The 23,132-nt window shown below is 64.4% G+C and carries 16 protein-coding genes; 5 read left to right on the plus strand and 11 right to left on the minus strand.

Features of this window, described 5'->3' with window-relative positions; genetic code table 11:
* Window positions 1–578: 578 nt before the first annotated feature.
* The 5 genes from AQZ50_RS05555 (at window position 579) to zapE (ending at window position 7,253) form a co-directional block, all read left to right on the plus strand.
* Entirely contained in the window at window positions 579–3,407 is a 2,829-nt protein-coding gene (locus AQZ50_RS05555) for an Rne/Rng family ribonuclease (protein ID WP_067743628.1), read from the plus strand.
* A 70-nt stretch (window positions 3,408–3,477) separates the two neighbouring features.
* Window positions 3,478–4,284: a nitrilase-related carbon-nitrogen hydrolase gene (locus tag AQZ50_RS05560; RefSeq protein WP_067743631.1), complete on the plus strand. Its 807-nt coding sequence runs from the start codon at window positions 3,478–3,480 to the stop codon at window positions 4,282–4,284.
* Between the two features lie 564 nt (window positions 4,285–4,848).
* A complete protein-coding gene (locus AQZ50_RS05565; RefSeq protein ID WP_067743634.1) occupies window positions 4,849–5,631 on the plus strand; it encodes a succinate dehydrogenase iron-sulfur subunit in 783 nt (260 codons plus the stop codon).
* A gap of 6 nt (window positions 5,632–5,637) precedes the next feature.
* Window positions 5,638–6,108, plus strand: a complete 471-nt coding sequence (locus AQZ50_RS05570) for a PaaI family thioesterase (protein ID WP_067743637.1) — start codon at window positions 5,638–5,640, stop codon at window positions 6,106–6,108.
* An 11-nt stretch (window positions 6,109–6,119) separates the two neighbouring features.
* Window positions 6,120–7,253 (plus strand): cell division protein ZapE, encoded by a 1,134-nt coding sequence (gene zapE, locus AQZ50_RS05575; protein ID WP_156427230.1) that lies wholly within the window; start codon window positions 6,120–6,122, stop codon window positions 7,251–7,253.
* A gap of 333 nt (window positions 7,254–7,586) precedes the next feature.
* Here the strand turns inward: zapE and AQZ50_RS20890 are convergent, their stop codons facing one another.
* The 11 genes from AQZ50_RS20890 to AQZ50_RS05630 all read right to left on the minus strand — a co-directional run bounded on the left by AQZ50_RS20890 (window position 7,587) and on the right by AQZ50_RS05630 (window position 22,940).
* Complete coding sequence (locus AQZ50_RS20890) at window positions 7,587–9,842, minus strand: EAL domain-containing protein (RefSeq protein WP_231730121.1); 2,256 nt, start codon at window positions 9,840–9,842, stop codon at window positions 7,587–7,589.
* A 153-nt stretch (window positions 9,843–9,995) separates the two neighbouring features.
* Complete coding sequence (locus AQZ50_RS05585; RefSeq protein WP_067743643.1) at window positions 9,996–11,897, minus strand: XrtA/PEP-CTERM system amidotransferase; 1,902 nt, start codon at window positions 11,895–11,897, stop codon at window positions 9,996–9,998.
* Window positions 11,898–11,901: 4 nt separating this feature from the next.
* Window positions 11,902–13,443, minus strand: coding sequence for an exosortase A (xrtA, locus tag AQZ50_RS05590; protein WP_231730122.1), 1,542 nt, complete (start codon window positions 13,441–13,443; stop codon window positions 11,902–11,904).
* Complete coding sequence (locus tag AQZ50_RS05595) at window positions 13,433–14,680, minus strand: TIGR03087 family PEP-CTERM/XrtA system glycosyltransferase (protein ID WP_067743646.1); 1,248 nt, start codon at window positions 14,678–14,680, stop codon at window positions 13,433–13,435. The genes xrtA and AQZ50_RS05595 overlap by 11 nt, the downstream gene beginning before the upstream one ends.
* Before the next feature lie 6 nt (window positions 14,681–14,686).
* Window positions 14,687–15,757: a FemAB family XrtA/PEP-CTERM system-associated protein gene (locus AQZ50_RS05600; RefSeq protein WP_369801388.1), complete on the minus strand. Its 1,071-nt coding sequence runs from the start codon at window positions 15,755–15,757 to the stop codon at window positions 14,687–14,689.
* Window positions 15,758–15,759: 2 nt separating this feature from the next.
* A complete protein-coding gene (locus tag AQZ50_RS05605; protein WP_067743650.1) occupies window positions 15,760–16,641 on the minus strand; it encodes an XrtA system polysaccharide deacetylase in 882 nt (293 codons plus the stop codon).
* Between the two features lie 22 nt (window positions 16,642–16,663).
* The gene (locus AQZ50_RS05610) at window positions 16,664–17,863 is read right to left on the minus strand and encodes an AAA family ATPase (protein WP_067743653.1); all 1,200 of its coding nucleotides are present in this window, start codon (window positions 17,861–17,863) and stop codon (window positions 16,664–16,666) included.
* A gap of 15 nt (window positions 17,864–17,878) precedes the next feature.
* Entirely contained in the window at window positions 17,879–19,654 is a 1,776-nt protein-coding gene (locus tag AQZ50_RS05615; protein WP_067743655.1) for a hypothetical protein, read from the minus strand.
* 6 nt (window positions 19,655–19,660) lie between these two features.
* Window positions 19,661–20,704, minus strand: coding sequence for a P-loop NTPase family protein (locus AQZ50_RS05620; protein WP_067743657.1), 1,044 nt, complete (start codon window positions 20,702–20,704; stop codon window positions 19,661–19,663).
* Window positions 20,705–20,724: 20 nt separating this feature from the next.
* On the minus strand, window positions 20,725–22,248 hold the full coding sequence (locus tag AQZ50_RS05625) for an XrtA system polysaccharide chain length determinant (RefSeq protein ID WP_067743659.1): 1,524 nt from the start codon (window positions 22,246–22,248) through the stop codon (window positions 20,725–20,727).
* A gap of 17 nt (window positions 22,249–22,265) precedes the next feature.
* Window positions 22,266–22,940, minus strand: a complete 675-nt coding sequence (locus AQZ50_RS05630) for an XrtA/PEP-CTERM system exopolysaccharide export protein (RefSeq protein ID WP_082703438.1) — start codon at window positions 22,938–22,940, stop codon at window positions 22,266–22,268.
* Window positions 22,941–23,132: the final 192 nt, after the last annotated feature.

Below are 23,132 nucleotides of genomic sequence, written 5' to 3' on the forward strand. Positions count from 1 at the left end.
TTGTTTTAATTGCCGCTTTGCAATTGCAATGCTAGCACCCCACATACCGGAGAATGCCAGCACCGGCACCAGTCGCGCCTTGCTGCGGAATGCATGCCTTTTGCGTGCACGATGCAAACCTATCAAGCAAGGCTGGCGAGAGAGGGCCGTTGGCAGGACGAACCGGTTGAAAATGCGGGAAAAGGCGGCATAATTTTTTGCCCCTCCCCCCCGCCAGAGGTTGATGCCGATAATGACGAGCCGAATTTCCAGCCTGACGAAGCGCCCCATGGGGGCCTTTCGCGGTTGGTCAAAATGCGGCTCCCCCCATCATGGCCGTGCAGGATTTGACCTTGCTGGTCTTTTTATCGTTGGGCTTGCGCGCTTGTCGCCGCGCATCGTCATTTCGGCAGATTCACGCCAACCGCCGCCGGGCGGCGAGCATTCGGGGCCTTGGGCCCCGCTCGTAACCGGCAAACCCGCATTCGCGAACCGCCCAGCCGGCAGCTACCGCTGCCCGGCTGGCGCACGCGCCACCGCAATGAACCGCGCCCAGTTCCCGGGATCCGTCCCGCGGCCGCGCGGCTGGAGATTATGTAATGACCACGCGCATGCTTATCGATGCGCGCCACCAGGAAGAAACCCGGGTGGCGGTGCTAACAGGCAACCGGATTGAAGAATTCGATTTCGAGTCTGCCGATCACAAACAGATCAAGGGCAATATCTACCTTGCCAAGGTAACCAGGGTTGAGCCATCGCTTCAGGCCGCATTCGTGGACTTTGGCGGAAATCGTCATGGCTTTCTTGCGTTCAGCGAGATCCATCCCGACTATTACCAGATCCCCAAGGAAGACCGCGAAGCCCTGCTCGCCGAAGAGGCGCGTCATGCCGAGGCCGAGGCCGCGCTGCGCGCCGCCGACGAGGATGAAGATGACGAATTCGAAGATGGCGGCTTTGAGGGCAGCGATCCGTTCGACGATGCCGACGGCGTAACCGAAGTCGACAACGCCGGCACCGGCCAGGTTGCGACCATCGAAGGCGGCGTGATAGAAAACGGCGACGACGCCGAAAACGAAGACGCCGAAGGCGAAGGCAGCGAAAGCGACGGGGGGCAGCGCCGTGGGCGCGGCCGTCGGCGCCAGAGCCGGGGTCAGGCCAAGGAAGCCGACGAACTGCGCGCAAGCCGTCTGGCGCTGCGCCGCCGCTACAAGATCCAGGACGTGATCCAGCGCCGTCAGGTGCTGCTGGTCCAGGTGGTCAAGGAAGAACGCGGCAACAAGGGCGCCGCGCTGACCACCTATCTCAGCCTCGCCGGCCGCTATTGCGTGCTGATGCCCAATTCCAGCCATGGCGGCGGGATCAGCCGCAAGATCAATTCGTCGGCCGATCGCAAGCGGCTCAAGACGATCATCTCGGAAATGGCGCTGCCCAAGACGATGAGCTGCATCGTGCGCACCGCCGGGCTCCAGCGCACCAAGACCGAGATCAAGCGCGACTTCGACTACCTCGCCCGGCTGTGGGACGAAATCCGCGAAAACACGCTGGTTGCAAGCGCGCCCGCGCTGATCCATTCGGACAGCGATCTGGTCAAGCGCGCCATCCGCGACATCTATAACCGCGAAATCGAAGAGGTCGTGGTCGAAGGCGAAGCGGGCTATCGCGCCGCCAAGGATTTCATGAAGCTGCTGATGCCGAGCCACGCCAAGCGGGTAAAGCAATATGCCGACCCGGTCCCGCTGTTCCAGCGCTATGGCGCCGAAGATCAATTGACCGCAATGTACGATCCCGTGGTCCAGCTGCGCAGCGGCGGCTATCTCGTGATCAACCCGACCGAAGCGCTGGTGTCGATCGACATCAACTCGGGCCGGTCGACCAAGGAACTCGGGATCGAGGCGACCGCGCTGTCGACCAATCTCGAAGCGGCGCGCGAAATCGCCCGTCAGTTGCGCCTGCGCGACATGGCCGGGCTTGTCGTCATCGACTTCATCGACATGGAATACGGATCGAACGTCCGCAAAGTCGAAAAGGCGATGAAGGACGCGCTCAAGGACGACCGCGCGCGCATTCAGGTCGGGCGGATTTCGGGCTTTGGCCTGATGGAAATGAGCCGTCAGCGGCTGCGTACCGGGGTACTCGAAGCGACCACCCGCGCCTGCCCGCATTGTGACGGGTCGGGGCTGGTGCGGACGGCATCGTCCGCCGGGCTGTCAGCGCTGCGCATGATCGAAGACGAAGCCGCCAAGGGCAAGGGCAGCGTCATCACGCTCTATGCCAGCCAGGAAGCGGCGATCTATGTGCTCAATGCCAAGCGTACCGATCTGGCCGAGATCGAGGCGCGCTATGGCGTCGTGGTCGAAGTGATCCCCGAAGGCGAAAACGAAGGCGCCAAGATGCGCGTCGCATCGCGCGGGCCGCGCCCCGAATTCATCCCCCGCTTCGAACCGATCGTCGAGCCCGTCGAAGACGATCTGATCGAGGAAGAAGACGAAATCGAGGAAGAGGAAGAGGCCGAACGCGAGCCCGCGCGCGAACCGCGCGAACCGCGCGAAGCCGCTGACAACGGCGAAGGTGGCAACCGGCGCAAACGCCGTCGCCGTCGGCGCGGTCGCAACCGCGACCAGCGTGATGACGAAGGCGCAGCGGAAGCCGACGCAACCGCCGAAGGCGACGAACCGGGCGAAGCCGACGACTCCGGCGACGAAGCAGCGGGTAGCGACGCCGAAGACGCGGGCGAAGGCCTTGGCGAAAACGGGGGCGAAAACGGGGGCGAAAACGGGGGCGAAGGCCGCCGCAAGCGTCGCCGCCGTAACCGCCGTCGTCGCAACCGCGACGGCAGTGATGCAGATAGCGCAGCCGATGCAGGCGAAGCGGGCGCAGACGACACCGACGACGCCAACACGCACGAGGCCGCTCCGGCCGAAGCCGTCGTTGACGTCGTTGTCGAACCTGCGCCGGAAATCGCCGAGCCGGTTGAGGCCGAAGCCAAGCCAAAGCCCAAGCGCAGCCGGCGCAAGAAGGCCGATGTGACCGCCGAAGCCGCGCCCGAAGCGGCCGAAACGCCCATTGCGGTCGCGCCGGTCGAAGCCGAGCCCGCAGCCGAAGCACCGGTCAAGCCCAAGCGCACGCGCCGCAAGAAGGCCGATGTCGAAGCCGAAGCAGCCGCGCCGGTCGAGGCCCAGCCTGAGGCCGAGGCCCAGCCTGCAGCCGAAGCACCGGCCAAGCCCAAGCGCACGCGCCGCAAGAAGGCCGATGTCGAAGCCCCATCCGAACCTGCAGCCCCATCCGAACCTGCAGCAGCGTCCGAACCCGCAGCGGCGGTCGACGCCACCGCGGCAGATGCCCCTGCGGACGCCTCGTCCGAGGATGCCGGCAGCGATGAAGCGGGAACGCCCCGTCGCGGCTGGTGGCAGCGCACGTTCGGCGCGTGATCGAGGATAGTCCCGCCCGCCGACCGAACGGTCGCGGGCGGGATCGTCCGATCTGCAAAGGCTCGCCCTCATGACCGCACCACGCCGCCCGTTCACGCTTGCCGTATGGCAGCAACCCGGCCTGTGCGGACAACCGGATGCGATGATCGACCGGCTTGCCGCATTGCTCGACAGCGGAGTGCTGGGCGGTGTCGACCTCCTGTTGCTGCCGGAACTTTGGACCAGCGGCTATTTCGACACCCCTGCGGTTACCGCCGCCAGCGAACCGGCTGACGGCCCATGGCAGGCGCGCATGGCGACGCTCGCCCGCCGCCATGGCCTGGCCTTGGCCTATGGCTACCCCGAACTCGCTCCCGATCAGGTACGCTACAACAGCGTCCGCCTGATCGACGCCGAGGGGGAAACTTTGCTGGCCTATCGCAAAGTCAATCTGTGGGGCGATTACGAGCGGGCGCTGTTTGCCGCCGGAGACACGGCCAGCGCAATCGCGCACTTGCACGGCTGGCGCATCGGCTTTTCGATCTGTTACGACACCGAATATCCCGAAACGCTGCGCGATCTCGCCTTGCGCGGAGCGGATCTGGTCCTCGCACCGACCGCAGTCGGGGCCGAATTCCCGCTGATTGCCGAAGCGGTGATCCGCGTCCGCGCGCTTGAAAACGGGCTATGGCTGGCCTTTGCCAACCGATCGGGCGAAGAATACGGTTATCGCTTCGATGGGCAATCGGCGATCGTCGGTCCCGACGGCCTCGTCCGCGCCCGCGCCGCCGATGACGAAGGCCTGCTGATCACGACGCTCGATCCCGGAGCCATCGCCGCCGCGCGCGCCGCCACGCCCTATCTTCACGACATGCGCTGGGCCGCGCCCGAACTTTAGCGGCAACGCGACTCCAGCGATGATTTCCAACAAAACGTGGTTTCCGGTCAATCAACCGCGCTGGTCAAATTCTCCTTAACGCGATGCGTTCACTTTTGGTTTTGCAAAGGCCTGCCCGTCTCGTCAGACGGCTGACCAGCGCACCCTGCCGCGTCGTTCCCGCGCGTTCTCTGGCACGCGAGATCGAAGCCAATGGGCGAAGCCGATGGTTATTCACGCGATCGCATGCACGCCTTCCCTCGTGGCGCCCCCACGCGTGACTGATCACCGGAATCCCTGGATCCTGCCCGTCCCCCCGGAGCGGGCTCGCGCGGCGGGTGAACGACATGCGGCGCCGGTCTGTCCGCGACAGCCTCCGACGGTCGGCGCCGCCTTTTTCGATCCTCCCAAATGCGCCTCGCACGATCGGACAGGGTCGATCAGACGATCAGACTCTTGCCCCTTGCGCCGGTTGCGCTAAGGACGACTCGAACGTTCGCATGCGCGAACAGAACCGGCAGGCCTCCCCCGAGGTCTATGCCAGGATTGGACAAGCGCGACGCTGCGTCGAAGAAGGGTTTGGACATGGCGACTTTCAGTCTTCCGAAGAATTCCACGATTACCGGCAAGGCGCGCCATCACGCGACCGCAACCAGCGGACGGGTGCGGAAGTTCAAAGTCTATCGCTATGACCCCGACAGCGGCGAAAATCCGCGTTATGACAGCTTTGACATCGACCTCGATGCCTGCGGCCCGATGGTGCTCGACGCGCTGATCAAGATGAAGTCGGATCAGGATCCTTCGCTGACGTTCCGCCGCTCGTGCCGCGAAGGCATCTGCGGCTCGTGCGCGATGAACATCAATGGCCGCAACGGCCTTGCCTGCACGACCGCGATCGAAGATCTCAAGGGTGAAATCCGCATCACCCCGCTGCCGCACATGCAGGTGATCAAGGACCTCGTGCCCGATTTCACGCATTTCTATGCGCAATATGCCTCGATCCGCCCTTGGCTGCAGACCGTTTCGCCCACCCCCTCGGGCAAGGAACGCCTGCAGAGCCCCGAACAGCGCGAAAAGCTCGACGGGCTTTACGAATGCATCCTGTGCGCCTGCTGCTCGACGTCGTGCCCCAGCTACTGGTGGAATTCGGACAAGTTCCTGGGGCCGGCCATCCTGCTTCAGGCCTATCGCTGGCTGGCCGACAGCCGCGATGAAATGACCGGCGAACGGCTCGACGAGCTGGAAGATCCCTTCCGCCTCTATCGTTGCCACACGATCATGAACTGCGCCAATGTCTGCCCCAAGGGCCTGTCGCCCGCGCGCGCGATCGCCGAAATCAAGAAGCTTCAGGCCGAACGCGCGCTCTGATCGATCGTGGACGAGCGCAAAGTCGATTTCCTTCATGAACCAGCCGCGGATCATCCCGGCTGGTTCACCTGGGATCTGACCGATCAGACCCGTTTCAATTCCCAAACCATGGGGCGGATGCTGGTGCGGCAGGAAACGCTGCCGGGCGGCAATCCGTCCGTGCGCCTGCGCATGTTTCCCGAGCGGCAGCACAGCAATCTGCTCGATGCAGTGCATGGCGGGGTCACGCTGGCGCTGATCGACATTTCGCTGTTTACCGGCATTCGCCTGATTCTGGGTGCCGATGCCGGTGGATCGGTCACGCTCGATCTGTCGACTCAATTCATCGGCGCCGGGCGCATCGGTCAACCACTCGATGCCGTCAGCGAAGTGCTGCGCGAAACGCGGCGGCTGGTATTCGTGCGCGGCGTGATCGAACAGGACGGACACCTTGTCGCCGCCTACAACGGCACCGTGCGCAAGCCGTCGGTTCGCTGAGAGGGCCTTAGATCTTGCGCGTATCCGACCGTTATGCCGAACTCGTCGCCGCTGGCGAATTGCGCCCCGATCCCGAACAGGCCGCCGCTGCCGCGCGACTCGACCGGTTGCAGCAGGAGCTGGAGCATCCCGTCCCTGCGGCAAGCCTCGTCGGGCGGCTGTTCGGGCGCAAGGCCGCTGCCACCCCGCGCGGGGTCTATCTGTGGGGCAGCGTCGGGCGCGGCAAGTCGATGCTGATGGACCTGTTTCACGACAACCTGGCCATTTCCGCCAAGCGTCGCGTTCATTTTCACGAATTCATGCTCGATGTGCATGCGCGCCTGCGCGAAGAGCGCAAGAAGGAAAGCGGTGATCCGATTCTGCCGGTAGCGGCGGCGATCGCAGCAGAAACGCGCGTGCTGTCGTTCGACGAGATGGTCGTCAACAACAGCGCCGACGCGATGATCATGAGCCGGCTGTTCACCGCGCTGATCGAACGACATGACCTGGTCATCGTCACCACGTCAAACCGCGCTCCGTCGGAACTGTACAAGAACGGCCTCAATCGCGAACATTTTCTGCCGTTCATCGCGCTGATCAAGGGTCGGCTCGACGTGCTGACGCTGAATGGCCCGACCGATTACCGGCTCGACCGCATGCAGGGCGTCGGCACCTGGCATACGCCGGTCGGCGATGCCGCGACGGCGCAAGTGCGCGAAGCGTTCTTCCGCCTGACCGACTATCCGCCCGAAGACAGCGCGCATGTTCCTTCGGCCGAGCTCGATGTGGGCGGCGGACGGATGCTGCATGTCCCAAAAAGCCTGAAAGGCGTCGCGGTGTTCAGCTTCAAGCGGCTGTGTACCGAGGCGCGCGGCGCCCCCGATTACCTGGCGATCGCGCGCAAGTATCACACCGTCATTCTCGTCGCGATCCCGCAGCTCGGCCCCGAGCGGCGCAACGAGACGATGCGTTTCATCACGCTGATCGACGCGCTGTACGAACACAAGGTCAAGCTGATCGTTACGGCCGCGGCAGCGCCTGGCGCGCTTTACGACACCAGCGGCGGCGGCGATGACGAAGGGCGCTTTGCCTTTGACCGCACGGTCAGCCGCCTGATGGAAATGCAGAGCCAGGACTATCTGGCGCTGGGCCACGGCGAGGATTGATCGCCGCCGTTCGCGATCCCGGCCCTTCGCGATCCCGAAATGAGACAATTGCTTCGCATGGACATGGGCCAGGCGCTGCCATCAACGGCCGCGCGTTAACTCTGATTCGGCTGCCTTTGCCCCAAAAAAAGAAGCCCGCGCAGAGCACGGGCTTCAAATTCTTGCTCAAGCAAGGTGGTTAATTTCCCGGAAATCCGCGATTTCGCCACCCGGCCTGCAAGGATCAGTCGGCAAAGCCAGAACTGATTACTGGAAAAAATAACGCCACATGAGTTTGTCCTCCATCCACGGTGGAGGACATCATTTACTACCACATCGGATGGTTAACAAGTTCTAAACACGGCCAAACTCGCGCAACCCGCTGGCGTCGTATTCGCGCTCGAACACCGCAAAGGGTTGCGGGCGGCCAAGGTAGAAACCCTGAGCGAGGTCACAGCCCATGTCGCGCAACAGCGCGAGCGTTGCGGCATCCTCGATCCCTTCGGCGACCACGGTCTGGCCCAAAGCGTGCGCAAGCCCGATCGTACTGGCAACGATGGCGCGTTCGCGATCGCTGTCGACGATCCGTGCCACAAACCGGCGGTCGAGCTTAAGCTCGTCACTCGGCAAATCGGCGAGATAGGCAAGGCTGGCTTCACCCGTCCCGAAATCGTCGATCGACAGCCGAAAACCCAGTTGACGCAGTTGCGTGAGGTTGTGAACTGCGGCGGCGCGATTACCCATCGTGCTGGTTTCGGTGACTTCGACCGTGATCAGGTGCGGATCGATGCCGCGGCGTGCGGCAATTTCGGCAAAGTTCCGGACCAGATCGGGCTTGTCGACCATTTGCCCCGACAAGTTGACACTCATCTGAAACCGTTCGCCTTTGGCATTGATCGCCTGCGCAGCGGTGATCGCCTGATCGAGAACCCAATAGGTCAGCGCGTCGATGCGACCCGCGCGTTCGGCCTGAAGGATAAAGGCATTGGGCGCGATCGGCCCGCGCGTCGGGTGATTCCAGCGGATCAGCGCTTCGGCGCCGCAGATCCGGTTGGTCGCAATGTCCCACTGCGCCTGAAAGGCCAGCCAGATATCACCGTTGCGCAAACCTTCGTCGATGCGGGCATGCAGCGAAAGCTCCCACGGAGCCTCGGCCAGGCGGTGCGCTTCGAACAGTTCGATCGCGCGGCCATTGGCAAGCGCCTCGTTGGCGCTGGCCAGAGCGGAATTGACCCGCGTTGCGGTTTCGACGCCTTCATTCCGGTCGAGGCCGAAATGGATGTTGGTGTCGAACGTATGCGGCCCGATCTGCAAGGGCGCGGCGAACAGCGCGCGCAGCCCTTCGAGATGGCTCAACTGCATGTCGAGCGGACGGGCCTCCTCGGTCCAGGCGAAATGGCCGCCGTCGGAATGATATATCTCGGTCGCGCCGCACCCAACCGCAATGCGCCGGGCGATCTGCCGCGCGCATTCGCCGTGCAATTCACGCGGCAACGTCGCCAGCATTTCCTCATACCGTGCAACGCTTGCAACCACCACATCGCAGCCGACCGGCAAAGTGCTGTTGGACAGCGCCAGCATATTGGGCAAGCCCGAGGCACTGGTATGCTGGACCCGCTTGATACGCTTCTGCCAGATCCGGATCGACGCAAAGACCGCCGCGCAGAACATCGCGGCATCGGGATAGGCGATCAGCCCCATTCCACGCAGCAACACCGGTAGTGGCAGAACCGCAACGAGCACGAGGCTGTAAGCCAGCCACTTCGTCCGCTTGGTGGCCGCACCATGCCCCCAATAAAGCAGAGCAAAGACCAGCGCCAGCATCGCCAGTCCACTCAGGTTGACGTTAATGGGACGGCTCAGCGCGACCGCACCGGCAATGTCGAAAGCTGCCGGAGTGACCGTACCATGACCGAAATAGCGGAGCGAGCTCTCCTGCCCCGACGCCTCGAGGACGACCGCCTTTCCGGCAAGTGCTGCTGATGGCATGCGTCCGTCGAGCAGCGCCCGCGCAGAAATGAACGGTATAGTATCGGGGTCGACCGAAAAATCCGGATAATACAGCGATTGGAGTCCGGAATGGACTCCGCTCAGTTCAGTGCTGAAAGTCGGATAGCGCGTTCCGTCTATCTCGACCCAATAGGGCGCGCTTTCAGCAAACCAAATAAAATTATCCTGCCATGCCGAAACTGCAACACGGCGATTTCTGATCAATGACTGATCTGGAATTTCAAATTTATCTCTCTCAATAAAGTGATTATTATTCAAAGGCCTTATTACAAATACCGTATTTTGTCCAAGCTTATCCAACGCTACACGCAATTTCGCATCATCAGAGCTGATTTTATCAAAATGAAATTTAGAATCAAGATATAGGTTCTTAGGCTTACTTGACCGAACCAGATCAATCAGCCGCGCTTCACCCGCAGATCCCAGATCACTGATGTCACCCACATTGACGACGACGATCGACTGCGGGGCCGCGTTCTGCCAGTTCTTGTAGACGGCGTGCCAGTAACCATGCGCCACAGGGTCGCTGAAGCCCGTTGCCCAGTCAGCCAGGGCAAGGAGCAGCGCGAGCCATAGTGGTGATCGCAAAAGTCTACGCATCGATCCCTGGAACCGTCAATAAGCTCCATGAAACTAGTCCGAATTGGTTGACATCCCCTTACCTTGGTTACGACATATCAACCACGCAAACCTATGCCTTGGCGTGAAAGCTACCAAATCGTTACCAGGCAGCGGCCTTTCGCCATGCCCGGTTCAGCCGGGAAAACCGGTCAAACGCACAAGGCTTTTTTCAAGCATCAGCAGCTGCCACAGCGTCCGACTGGTGTCCGCGCGCCCGGACAGATGCGCATCGACCAGACCCGAAATCGCCTCGGGAGCGAACCAGCCGGTTTGGGCCAGCAGACCATCAGCCGCGATCCCCCGCGCCGCGCCGGCCAGCGGCCCGCGAAACCATGCCGCGATCGGCGTGACAAAGCCCATCTTGGGCCGAAACAGGATGTCTTGCGGCAAAGTCGGGCGCATCACCTCTTTCATCAGCCATTTGCCCGTCGTGCCGCGCACGCGGAAGGTTTCGGGAAGGCGCGCGGCAAATTCGATGAGCCGGTGATCGAGCAGCGGTTCGCGCGCTTCAAGGCTGACCGCCATGCTCGCGCGATCGACTTTGGTCAGGATGTCACCGGGCAGATAGAGCTTCAAATCGGCATATTGCGCGCGGTCGAGCCCGCTGCGCGCCGGGGCCCGGCGCATCAGATCGACAACCGGATCTTCGGCGCGATAGCCCCCGAGCGCCCGCTTGAAACCATCGGAATAGAGCGCGCCGCGCACTTCCGAGCGCGTGACGGACAACGTTCGCGCATATGCCTCTTCGCTGTCGAGCGCGAGGCTTTGCAAAGTCGCCTTGGCGCGCAGCGGGCGCGGCGCCCAGCCCAGCGCGGGATAGGCCGCACCAAGCGCCCCGAACAGGCCCCGGCGCATACCGCGCGGCAGCCAGGCGCGTGCCTGATCTTCGCGATGATGAAACGCCAGCCGCCGATAGCCCGCCAGCGCCTCGTCCGCGCCGTCGCCCGACAGTGCGACGGTGACGTGTTCGCGCGCCAGTTGACACACCCGCCAGGTCGGCAGCGCGGAGGCATCGGCAAACGGTTCGTCGAACATCGCGACGAGCGTGTCGATCGCGGCAAAATCGCCCGATCCGACCATCCGCCGATAATGTTCGGTGTGAAACTGCGCGGCGATGCGGTCGGCATAGGCGGTTTCGTCGAGCGCAGCGACGTCGAACCCGATCGAACAGGTCTTGACCGGATCGGCGCTGGCCTCGGCCATCAGCGCCACCACGGTCGAGCTGTCGACCCCGCCCGACAGGAACGCCCCAAGCGGCACGTCGGCGGTCATCCGCGAGGTCACCGCCTGATGCAGCCGATCAAGCAGTTCTTCGCCAAGCGCGGCGACCGATCCGTCGGCGCGATCGGCAAAGCTGACATCCCACCACTGGACCGGCGCGGTCGGCGGCGTGCCGTGACGCAACAGGCGGTAATGCCCGGCGGGGAGCTTTTCGACGCCTTTGAGAATCGAGCGTGTGTCGGGCACGTAGCCCCATGCCATGAAGTCCTCGACCGCGAGCGGATCGATGTCGCGCGCCAGACCGGGATGCGCGAGAAGCTGCTTCAGCTCCGACCCGAACAGCACGCTGCCATCGGCAAGCGTCGCGGTGAACAGCGGCTTGACCCCCAGCCGGTCGCGCGCGAGCAGCAAGGTCTTCTGCCGCAAGTCATAGAGCGCAAAGGCAAACATGCCCTGCAGGCGCGGCAGGCAAGCGACGCCCCAGCGCTGCCAGGCGGCAATGATCACCTCGCTGTCGCCATCGGTGTGGAACTGCGCGCCTTCGCTTTGCAGTTCGCGGCGCAATTCGCGGAAATTGTAGATCTCGCCGTTGAACACCAGCATGACCGCGCCATCGCTCGATGCCATCGGCTGCGGCGATCCGGCCAGATCGATGATCGCAAGGCGCAGATGCCCCAGCCCGATCCCCGGCGCGGTCCAGATGCCCCGCCCGTCGGGCCCGCGATGCGGCGCGGCGGCAAGCATCGCCTCGATCCGGCCCTTGTCAACCGGGCCGGTCCCGCGCGTATCGAAGATCCCGGCAATGCCGCACATCGCGCTAGCCCCCCATCCCGGCGATCAAGCGATCGACCGGACCGGCGGCAGCAATGAACGCGGTCAAAGCCGCTGCCGGATCATGATCGAGCCGATCCGAAACCGACAGGATCAGCACCGCAGTCGCTTGCCGCCGCAACAGCAGATGATCGACCATGACATGGAGCCGCAGCGCCAGATTGCTGCCGGTCAAAAGATCCCCGCTGCGATACCAGGTCAGGCACAACCGGCGTTCGGGGCCAGGTGCCTGGATCACATCGCTTTTCGCCACGCCCACCGCAGGCCCGGGACGCTCCCACGCCCAGTGCGAACCGAGCGGCAACGCACCTTGGCCGAATCCGCCCGCCTCGTGCCCTTTGCCCTGGTTGGCATAGAGCGCAAACGCAACATCGACCGTGTCGCCCGCAGCATTGCGAAAACGCATCCGGACATGGCGATCCGATCCCCCGTACAGCGGGGTCCAGTTAACGCCGTCATCGGTCGCGACAGGTTCCCACCCCTCGATCGCAGGCAGTCGCGTCCCTTCAGGCAGTTTGGCCGTCAGCCACGATGCCGCCCCGCCCCAACCGATGAAGGCCAGCGCGATGGCCAGCATCACCGGCATGGCAATGCTGCCCGAAAGGCGCATCACGCGCAATCGGCGCACCAGCGAGCGCGCTGTGATCGCTTCGGGATCGATCATCGCGCTTTCCACCGAGCGGTCGAAAAAGCGCCAGCCGACAGCCATGCACAGCGCCATGACCACGGCAAAGAACACCCAGCCGTAAAACACATGATCAAAGCTGCTGGCAAAGCGGATGCCATACCACCCGGCGATCCAGATCGTGCCAAACGCGCGCAAGCCGTTGGCGAGGATCGGCACGACGACCGAGACCGCCATGAACGCGGCGCGGCGGCTCCATCGCAAGAAGCAGACATTGCCCACCAATGCGCCATAGGCGACCATCGCGATCAGGAATTTCACCCCCGAACACGCCTCGGCCACTTCGAAATAGCCCGCCGGGGTAGTGATGAATACGCCCTCGATCGTCGCCGGAACATGCGCCAGCCCCAGAAACACCATCGTCAGCCGCGCGGTCAGAGTCTGCAGAAAGGGGATCAGCTCATCCCCCATCGGCACCAGAAACAGCATGTAAAACAAGGGAAACAGCAGCCCCGCCACGACTTCGGGGCCCAGGATCGCCGCCAGCGACGCCTGCGCCATGATCACGACAGCCAATTGCCGCACCACCGACAGCCCGGCAAAATCGCCCAGCAGCCAAAGCAGCCCGGCACCGGCAAACACGATCAGCCCCGGCCACCAGCCGACCGGGGTCAGCCGCAGCACTTCGCGGCGCCGTTGCGCAATCAGCCAGCCGAGGATCGGCGGGATGAGCAGGATGTGATTATAGGTCGAGCTGCCCCACCATTGCCCGGCCATCGCCGACCAATCGGGAAAGAACAGGACGATCAGGCCAAGCCAGACCGCCGCCAATTGCCCCAGCGGTGTGCGCCAATGCGCGGGCAGCACGGGCGCGGCATCGGCGGACACGCCCTCAGTCTGCACCGGCCCGCTCCATCCCGTCCCACCCCATCATGTCCGGCAGCGGCGCCAGCACTTTGTCCCAGCCCGCTTCGGCAAGCACAAAGCCCCGCGCCGCCGACCCCATCGCACGCGCCGCGTCGCGATCGTCGAGCAAGGCCAGCGCGCGCGCCGCCAGCGCATCCACGCCTTCGGCAATCGCAAAATGAACCCCGTCGCGCGCGCCAATCCCGGTCGCCGCCGCCGGGGTCAGCAAGACCGGGCGGGCCATGGCCATGGCTTCGAGCACTTTGTTCTGCACCCCGCGCGCGATCAGCAAGGGCGCGACGACGAGATCCGCGCCCGCCAGCCAGGGGCGCACATCGGGCACTTCGCCGGTCACCCGCGTCCCGTTAAGCCCGTCGAGCGCGCGCACCTCGGCCGTCGGCGCGCGCCCGACAATGGAAAAGCGGGCCTGCCGACAACGCGCGCGGATGATCGGCATGACCTCGCGCGCAAACAGGCACACGGCGGCGACATTGGGGGCATAGTCCATCTGCCCGGTAAACACGATCTGCGGCCCCGCCTCACCCTCTGCCAGGCTCGACTCGGGCGCAACCGCGTCGGGCGAAAAGGTCGCCGCGTCGATCCCGTTGCCCAGCGCCGCGACGGCAATCCCGGTCGGATCGGTCAGCCCGGCGACAAACAGATCGCGTTCTTCCGGCGTGACCAGCAGCGACAGATCCGCGCGGCGCGCAAAGCGCTCTTCATAAGCCGAGAGCACGCGCGCCTCGCGCGCATGGATCGCACGCACCGGGCCGGGGCGCATCGCCGCCGTATAGGCGGCATATTTCGCCGAATCGACGTCGACAAAATCCATCACCACGCGCCCGCGAAAATCATCGGGCACGAATTGCGCCATCTGCCCCGAAAACACGAAAATCGTACCGATGTTCCGCGTCGCCAGCGTCTGCCGCACCCAGCGTTTCAACCGCCCAGAGCGAAATGCCGCGACCGAGACCGGCTGCCCCGTGATCAACGCGCGAATTCCCGCCCAGCCGATCGAGCCCTTGCGCGGCGCGAGGCAGCGGCTTGCCGTGATTTCGGCAAGCGCGCCGGATCGGGCGGCCTCGGCCGCATCCTCGACGAGGCAGCCGAGATGGACGTGGGCATGCGCCGACAGCGCGCGCAGGAGATGCCACGACCGGATGCGGTCGCCGCGATCGGGCGGCCAGGGAATGCGATGGGCGAGGAACAGAACTTCGGGATGCGGATCAGCCATGGCGGTTCAGGCAAGCCCCCCGGCAATCAGCGGGCCGACCCGGTTGGCAATCGCCAGCGGAAGCTTTTGCCACAGCGCGATCTTCGCACGATAGCGTGGGCTCAGCGGATTGACATCGCGCGGCGCCATACCGTCGGCGGTCCATTGCGCATAAGCCAGCGGTTGCGGAGCAAAGCCCCAGTTGCGCTTGAAATGAAACGCCCCGCTATCGGTCTTGGACCGGCCGAAATCAAACCTGTCGGCGCCGCGCGTGCGGGCATGGCACATCAGCCGGTAATACATCACGTCATTGGCGCGCAGCGCGCGTGCGGCAAACACCCCGCCGCCCCAATACGGCATGACCGCGCCGCGATGATAAAGGCTGAGCACCGAAGCCACCGGCTGATCATCGGCCAGCACGGTCAGAATGTCGGCATCGGCGCCAAAGGCATCGAGCACCGCGTCAAACAGCGCGCGCGGAAAAACCGGCGTGCCGAGATTGCGCACGGATTCGGCATAGACCGCGTAGTGCATCGCCCGATCCGCCGCGTCGCGCCCGATGCGCACCGTCATCGCATTGGCCAGGCCCTTGCGCACTTCGGCGCGCTGTTTGCGCGGGATTGCGGTCAATTGCGCGTCGTCATCGGCGGCGAGCGGCGCGACAAACCCGGCGTGGCTGTCGGTTTTCACATGCCAGCCCGGCCCCGCGGGCAAGGGCCCGCCGCGCAATTCGACCGACGGGCACGACAGCCGCGCCGCGAGCCGGATCGCCGCATCGCCCAATGCCCCGGCATGGGCGGCATCGCCGATGACGCCGCCATCGACGGCAAACCCGATCGACACCAGCGCGCGACCAAACAGGGGCGAATGCACCGCATGAAGCGGCAGCAGAGCGGCGATTGCCCCCCCGCTTTCGGCCAGCAGGACATGCCCTTCATGGCCGCAGGCGTGCTCGACCGCGTGCAGCCATTCGGGACGGTGAAACGCCGTCGCGTCGGCACATTCAGCAACAAAACGGGCAATCCGCGCGGCGTCGTCTGGCCCGGCGAGCCGGACGCCGTCACTGGCAAGGGGGGCGCGGGCGATGGGCGCATGCATCATCATGCCGCCCGCCCCGTTTCAAGCCGGGCCGCTTCGGCCTGGGCCAGTGCATCCATCCGGCCCCAGGCAAAATCGCCAAGCAGGCGGCGCAATTTGCCGCGCATCGCGCCCAGTCGGCTGTAATGGCGCAAACGCGAGCGCAACGGCGCCTCGGCCACGCGCGGCTGATGGGGATCGATTTCCCAGGGATGAAAATAGGTCAGCACTGGCCGCGCGTCGTGCCGGTTGACCCGATGCAGCGCCCAGCGCGACAGGGCATAAGGAAACAGCCGGAAAAACCCGCCGCCGCCTGCCGCCATGCGCCGCCCGGCCCATTCGACCGTCGTCACCGGGATCTCGATCAGATCAGCCCCTGCGACGGGGCGAAAGGCAAAGCGCGGCGCCTCGCGCCAGCCATAGTGATCATGCGCGATCGGCGCGACGCTCGACGAATAGCGATAGCCCGCTTCGGCGAGCGCTTCGTGAGCCCAGGGATTACGCGCGTCGATCGAGAAACTCGGCGCGCGATAGCCGATCACCTGTGCGCCGGTCATATCCTCCAGTACCGCGCGGGCGCGGGAGAGATCGGCGGCAAATCCGGCGCGGTCCATGGTGAACACGCGGGCATGATCCCAGCCATGGCTGGCAATTTCGTGCCCTTGCGCCGCGATGCGCCGCATCATGGCCGGGCGGCGTTCGGCAATCCAGCCCAGCGTGAAAAACGTGCCTTTCACCCCGGCCTCGGCAAACAGCGCGAGAATTGCATCGCAATTGCGCTCGACGCGCAAATCGAGGCTGTCCCAGCGGTCGCGATCGATCACATGTTCGAACGCACCGACCTGGAACCAGTCTTCCACATCGACCGAAAGGCCGTTGACCGGCTGACTGATCAGGCTGTGCATGGGTAACCCCCGGCGGTCTGGATCAGGCGGCCCGCGCCGACGCGTTTTCGGCTTCGAGCCATTCGATCAGCATGGTCAGCACGTGGCGGATGGCTTCATTCTGATCGCCGGTGCGCACTTCGAGCGCATCGATACGTCGCGTCAGGTCGACGATCGCCGACAGCAGCGGTTCGAGATCGGGTTCCGGCGCGCTGACTACGGCTGCGGGCGCGCGCATTTCGGCCAGTTCCATCACCGCCTGCTGCAATTCGGTGATCTGTTCGTCGCGCGCGGCAAGCTCACGCATCAGCCGGTCCATGATCCCGTCGTGATCGGCGGCAGCGGGCTCTTCGTGCGTTTCCTGCGCCTCGCTTGCAGCGGGCGGCGCCACGAAATCGACCGAACGCGGCGCGGCAACGGCATCGTCGTCGGCATCGCCGGCGAGGTCGGCAATCACTTCGTCGAGCATGTCGAGATCGATCGTGTCGGCCTTTTCGACCGCACCAAGCAGCAAAAGCCGATTGACCAACTGGTTGACCCGGCGCGGCACGCAGCCGCTCGCTTCGGCCAGCCGGGCATAGACACCGGCGGCAAATGCAGGGCGCCCCCTCCATCCGACATGCTTCAGGCGGTGCTCGACATAAGGCCCGACTTCGTCGGCCTCCATCGCATCGAGATGATGCGTGGCGATCACCCGCTGGTGCAACTGTTCGAGCCCCGGCGAGCTCAGGATGGTGCGAAATTCAGGCTGCCCGAGCAAAAGGATCTGCAACAACGGATGCGCGCCGAGCTGAAAATTGGACAGCATGCGCAGCTCTTCGAGCGCCGCCACCGACAGGTTCTGCGCTTCGTCGACGATCAGCAGCGAGCGGCGCCCCGCGCGTGCTTCGTCCTGCAAAAACATCTCGAGCGCGCCGAGCGCGGCGGCCTTGTCGTGCGCGGCTTGCGGCACGACGCCAAACGCCTGCGCCGCCAGTCGGGCCAGTTCGTCCCCATCGAGCCGGCTGGTCACGATCTGCCCCACGGTCAGCCGCTGACGATCGATCGAGGCGACAAGATGCGCCGCCAGCGTCGACTTGCCCGCGCCGACTTCGCCGGTGATGACAATGAAGCCTTCGCCCTGCGCCAGCCCATAGCCGAGGTAGGACAGCGCCTTGCGGTGCGTCAGGCTTTCGAAATAGAATTCCGGATCGGGCGCGAGCTGAAACGGACGGCCGCTGAACCCATAGAACTGATCGTACATTGGCGTTCCCTGCCCTTAACGGAAGTTGTAGCGCAGCCCGAGCTGCCCGAGCATGTCGAGCTGATCGGGCGAAACCTGCGGATTGACCCCCATCACTTCGACCGAAGCCGTCCCGATCAGGCGATCGGTCAGATGATGAACCAGCGAGCCGTTTATCCCCCAGTTTGCAGTATCGCCATAAGCGACAGCACTGGTATGATAGACCGAAGCGAAACCGTTGACAAAAAAGCGTGTCTGGCGGTCGATCGGCCCCGACAGCCCGGCATCGACAAACCAGGTCTGATCGAGCGCGCCGTTTTCGCTGGCCAGCACGGTATCCGCCCCCGTGATGAAACGGCGCGCGATATAGCCACCGCCCAGACTGACACTCATCTTGCCGAGCGTGACCCCATAGGCCGCGTTGACCCCGTGCGCATGGAAAACCGCCGCATTGGCCGAGCCGAGCGCACCGGTGACGCAGCTGCCGCCCGTACTGCCCAGGAAACAGCCGCCGACATTGCCGCTGAACGGATCGCGCGTGACGGTGAAATCGGTCGGCAACTGTTGCAGCGCCGTCATCATCCCCGACCCGAAGCCATAGATCCCGTCGAACACCGAAACGTTGAGCGACTGGCGGCTGTTGGGCTGATAATAAAGGCTGCCGTAATACGTCGTGCTGTCATAGCGTTTGCCGATAGTGGCCGACGCCATGGTCCGCTTGCTCGGCCGCCAGACCACCCCGACATCCCAGGTCAGTCCGTCGGTGCGATAGGCGAGCTGACGCGGCTTGCTCTTGTCGATGACATATTGGCCGTTGGCGGTGGTGACCGCATTGCCGTTGGCATCGAGCACGGCATTGCGCTGCGCCACTTCGACTTTTTCCCAGCCGACATCGCCGATCAGCGCGACAGTGCGCGACACCGGCTGCGTGATCTGAAGCCCCACCCGTTCGTCGATCAGCCGTTGATCGAGATTCGACATGTCCTCGCGCAAATAGGCACCGAGCAGCGACACGCCGAACGGCATGACTTCGCCCGGGCGCACCCCGACCGAGGCAGAGGCCTGCTGGCTGAGCGAATGACCAAACAGATCGACCGGCGTGCTGCTGCCCGACGGGGTATAGGCGCGGATCTGGTCGATTTCGTTATAGCCCAGGCCATAGGACGCCTTGATCCCCACCACACCGGCATGGGTCGACAGCGAAGGCGCCGCATAGAGCGACCAGATCTGATAGATCGAGCCCAGATTGTCGACCGGATTGGCCAGCACCCCGCCGCTCGGCGCGATCGACGTCCGCGTCGCAAGCCCGCCGAAATCGAACGTCAGCGTGCGCGGCAGAATCTGCGTCGACGTGCGCGCAATGCCGGTCACGGTATTGGAACTGCCGACCCCGCCGGTTTCGGTAAAATGGTGTTCATAGCGGATCGAGGCCATGCCGCTGGTGCGACGATCGGCAATCGTCATGTCGACCCCGGCGGCCAGGGTCGTATAGGTAACGGTCGGGCTATGCGGCGTGACCTCATCGTAGACGGTCTGATCGATTTCGAGATAGGGCACGATGCGCGTGCGCTTGCGCGGCTTGCCCCCGGTGCCGGCACCGCCGGGCGGGGTATAGGCGCGATCGGATGACGGTGCGGCCAAGCTGCCGTCGGGCGCGGTCGCGGCATCGTCGCCGCCATCGGGATTGGAATAGGTCAACGGCGCGCCCCCGCCGCGCACACCCGTTGCGGTCTGGGCAAGCGCAAGGCTGCCCCATCCCCCGGACGCGATCAGCGCAAACGCACTGACGGTGATATGCAAGACCCCCTTCATGCGGCCTTACTCCTTGTAGCCATAGTAGGTGCCGAAACGGCGCCCACTCGGCGAAAAATGGGCTGCGTTGAGCAAAAGCTTGATGTCGTCACAGCCCGACAACAGCCCGACCGCATCGCGCAGCGCGGCCTCACTGGTCATATCGGCGCGAACCACGACCACCGCCTGCCCGACATGAAGCGCCAGCGCGCTCGCCTGCGAGGCGGCAAGCACCGGCGAGCTGTCGAAAATCACGATCCGCCCGCGTGTCTGCGATGTCAGCCGGTCGAGCACTTGCGCTGTCCGCGCCGCCGCCAGCCATTCGGTGTCCGAGCCCGAGGCATTGCCCGCCGGCAGCACAAACAGCCCCGGAATGTCAGTACCCAGAATACAGTCCTCGACCGCAACGCGCGGGTCGGACAAGGCATCGAGCAGCCCCGGCCCGCCCGGCAGACCCAGCGTCGAAAGCACCGAGGGCTTGGCAAAGTCGGCATCGACCAGCAGCACTTCGGTATCCTTTTCCGCCGCCATCGACAGCGCCAGGTTGACCGCGCAAAACGTCTTGCCTTCGCCCGGAAGCGCCGAACAGACCAGTATCCGCATCCCGTGTACCGGTCCGCGCCCGGCGCGCGTTTCCGCCGCCGTCAGCAACAACTGGCGTTTGATGATGCGGAATTCCTCGAGCAGGCCGGTGACCGGCCCTTCGGGTTCGATCAGGCCCTGTTCGCGCAAATGCTTGCGGTCGATCGCATGAAACGTGCCGCGAAACACTTGCGCCGCCGGTATCGCATCAAACCGCGCAGGGTCGCGCGCCGCTTGCGTTGCGGGCGCGGAAAATGGGGCCGGTTCATGCGAAAGCCCGTCAAGCGGGCCGCTTTCCAGCGCAATCGGCGGCTGGATCGGGGCGAATGTCGCCTTGCGCGCCGCTTCGGGCTGTGCCGCCGGGGCTTGCGATTCCGGCGCGACAATCCGGCGCCAGTCATCGCCCCCGCCCGCGCGTTCGATCAGCGAGGTGCGTCTTCCCGGACGCTTGGCCGGCCCTTTCGGCGGCAGATGGCTCTGATCGGTCATCGGTTCCCTGCTCCGTCCGCTCAAGCCACCAACCGGCGTTTCATGAATTCCAACGCCATCAGCACGACCAGCACCAGCACCAGCCCCGCAAGACCGCCGCCGAACCATTTCAATTGCCGGCGCTGTTCGGCCTGCGCCGGCTGAGTCAGCGCGAGCGTTACCGCGCCCAGCACGGGCAGGCCGATCGTCCGTTCCAGCTCTGCCGTCGTGGCAAATGTCCCGCGCATGTGGCCAAGCGCAAACGCGACGCCGCATCCCGCCGCCAGCCCGGCGATCAACACGCCCGCCAGCAGCAAGGGACGGTTCGGCGCCGAAGGCCCATGCGGAACGGTCGGCGGATCGATCACTTCAAACTTGATCGCATTGTGCTCGCTTTCGACTTGCCCGCGCAGGCGCAGCGCCTCGCGATCGCGCAACAGCTTGTCATACTGTTCCTTGAGCACATCGTAATCGCGATTGATGCGCGAGGCTTCGGCGGCGACCGCCGGTTCGCTGAATTGCTGCGTGGTGAGCTGGGCAATGTCCTGTTGCAGCGAGGCCTTGCGCGATTGCAGCGCCACAACGCTGGCTTCGCGGTCGGCCTTGATCGACTGGAGCGAGGCAAAGGCCGGGTTGGGCGTGCCGCCACCGCCATGGTTGCCTTCGGCTGCGGCCGCGCGCGACAGTTGCGCGATCTGCGCCTTGAGCGCGATCACATCGGGATGGCCGTCGGTCAACCCGCGCCCGCGCATCGCGGCAAGGTCGGACTGGGCCTGCGCCAGCGCGCCCTTTGCCCCGCCGCTTGCGCCGGGAAGGGTAATCGTCGGCGGCGTTCCGGCCATCTGCCCGTTGATCGAGGCCAGCGCGCTTTGCGCCGCCAGAAGGTCTGAATCGACCCCGCGCAATTCGGAACGGGCGCCCTCGATCCGCGCGGATACCGCGCCGGTGCCCGGCATCAATCCGGCGTTTTTGGCCTCGAACTGCTGGCGCTTGGCCTCGGCAGCTTCGAGATCCTTTTGCCGATCGGACAATTGCTGATCCATGAAGGCCAGCGTGTCGCTCATCTCGCCGCGCCCGCCCGACAGGTTTTCTTCGCGAAAGATGTCGATCATCTTTTGCGCAATATCCTGCGACAGCTTGGCATTTTCCGCATCGGTATAGCCGCCGCTGCCGGACGTGGCGCTGATCTCGAACAGGTTTTCCTGGCTGTTGGTGACTTTGACCGCGCTGGCGAGCGCGGTCACGGCGCTTTCCATGGCCTTTTCATTGGTGACCTTTTCGCCCAGCCTGGTCGCGCGCACGACCTTTTCGAGGTTTACCGCGCTGGTCAGCGTTTCGCGCACACGGCTGATGTCGCGATGGCGGTCGGCCCCGACGCCGATCTGGTCGGACAAGACGTCGTCGATCTGCACAAAGATGCGCGCATGCGATTCATACTTGTTGGGGATCGCCCCCACCGCCAGCCATCCGGCCAGACACACGATCCACGCCACCCCCAGCGCAATCCAGCGCCGGTTCCAGATGCCGTAGAGCGCGGCCCGGATCTGATCGACAAGCCCCCCCATGCCGTTGGCCCCGCCGCTCAGAACATGCTCTCGGGGATGATGATCACATCCCCCGGCATCAGCATGACATTGGCACGCGTATCGCCCTTGCGCAGAAGATCGTTGATGCGCAGCGCGAATTCCTTCTGCTTGCCGGTCTGTTTGTCAAAGCGGATCAGCCGCGCGCGATTGCCCGCGGCAAATTCCGACAGCCCACCGACCGAAATCATCGCATCGAGCAGAGTCATGTTGGCGCGATAGGGTATCGACGCGGGCTTTTCCGTCGCGCCGACCACGCGCACCTGCTGGCTGAACGTGCCGGAAAACTTGTCGACGATAACCGAGACGATCGGTTCCTGAATATATTGCGACAGTTGCAGCTTGATGTCTTCGGCCAGCATCGAGGGCGTCTTGCCCACTGCCGGCATGTCGGTGATCAACGGCGTGGTGATGCGCCCGTCGGGCCGCACCTGGACTTGCGCGCCAAGCTCGGGATTGCGCCACACGAAAATGGTCAATTGATCAAGCGGGCCGATGATATAGTCTTCGCCCGGCCCCTCCTGCAGCGACACGAACGAAGCCGGGGGCAATTGCACCCCGCCCCCGCCACCGGCACAGCCCGACAGCGCGACGACCGCGAGCCCGGCACACGCCAAAGCGGCCCGCCGGGTGACCGGGCGGCCTTGTGAGGCGGACGAGGCGTCGTTCGGCATGAACCATCCTTTGCAAGCGCATTCGCGCATTTCCAACGGCGCTGCCCCGCCGCAACGGGGCAAACCCGGTGTTCCGCATGTCCCTGATGGGGACGCGGATCGCGCATTTCCACGGCAACGCTATGTCCAAAAAGGGTGAAGATACCGTTAGTGCTTCAGCTTCGGGCAGCGCCGTCCCAAGACGGAACAGCG

Origin of the sequence: Novosphingobium sp. Fuku2-ISO-50 (genome assembly GCF_001519055.1) — a bacterium.
Taxonomy (GTDB): Bacteria; Pseudomonadota; Alphaproteobacteria; order Sphingomonadales; family Sphingomonadaceae; genus Novosphingobium.

What these genes read in the sequence shown, in the direction of transcription:
- AQZ50_RS05555 (WP_067743628.1), top strand. Translation starts at nt 579, where the DNA reads ATGACCACGCGCATGCTTATCGATGCGCGCCACCAGGAAGAAACCCGG.
- AQZ50_RS05615 (WP_067743655.1), bottom strand. Translation starts at nt 19,654, where the DNA reads ATGAAGGGGGTCTTGCATATCACCGTCAGTGCGTTTGCGCTGATCGCG.
- AQZ50_RS05630 (WP_082703438.1), bottom strand. Translation starts at nt 22,940, where the DNA reads ATGCCGAACGACGCCTCGTCCGCCTCACAAGGCCGCCCGGTCACCCGG.
- AQZ50_RS05620 (WP_067743657.1), bottom strand. Translation starts at nt 20,704, where the DNA reads ATGACCGATCAGAGCCATCTGCCGCCGAAAGGGCCGGCCAAGCGTCCG.
- AQZ50_RS05600 (WP_369801388.1), bottom strand. Translation starts at nt 15,757, where the DNA reads ATGCATGCGCCCATCGCCCGCGCCCCCCTTGCCAGTGACGGCGTCCGG.
- AQZ50_RS05625 (WP_067743659.1), bottom strand. Translation starts at nt 22,248, where the DNA reads ATGGGGGGGCTTGTCGATCAGATCCGGGCCGCGCTCTACGGCATCTGG.
- AQZ50_RS05605 (WP_067743650.1), bottom strand. Translation starts at nt 16,641, where the DNA reads ATGCACAGCCTGATCAGTCAGCCGGTCAACGGCCTTTCGGTCGATGTG.
- AQZ50_RS05560 (WP_067743631.1), top strand. Translation starts at nt 3,478, where the DNA reads ATGACCGCACCACGCCGCCCGTTCACGCTTGCCGTATGGCAGCAACCC.
- AQZ50_RS05610 (WP_067743653.1), bottom strand. Translation starts at nt 17,863, where the DNA reads ATGTACGATCAGTTCTATGGGTTCAGCGGCCGTCCGTTTCAGCTCGCG.
- AQZ50_RS05565 (WP_067743634.1), top strand. Translation starts at nt 4,849, where the DNA reads ATGGCGACTTTCAGTCTTCCGAAGAATTCCACGATTACCGGCAAGGCG.
- AQZ50_RS05585 (WP_067743643.1), bottom strand. Translation starts at nt 11,897, where the DNA reads ATGTGCGGCATTGCCGGGATCTTCGATACGCGCGGGACCGGCCCGGTT.
- AQZ50_RS20890 (WP_231730121.1), bottom strand. Translation starts at nt 9,842, where the DNA reads ATGCGTAGACTTTTGCGATCACCACTATGGCTCGCGCTGCTCCTTGCC.
- AQZ50_RS05595 (WP_067743646.1), bottom strand. Translation starts at nt 14,680, where the DNA reads ATGGCTGATCCGCATCCCGAAGTTCTGTTCCTCGCCCATCGCATTCCC.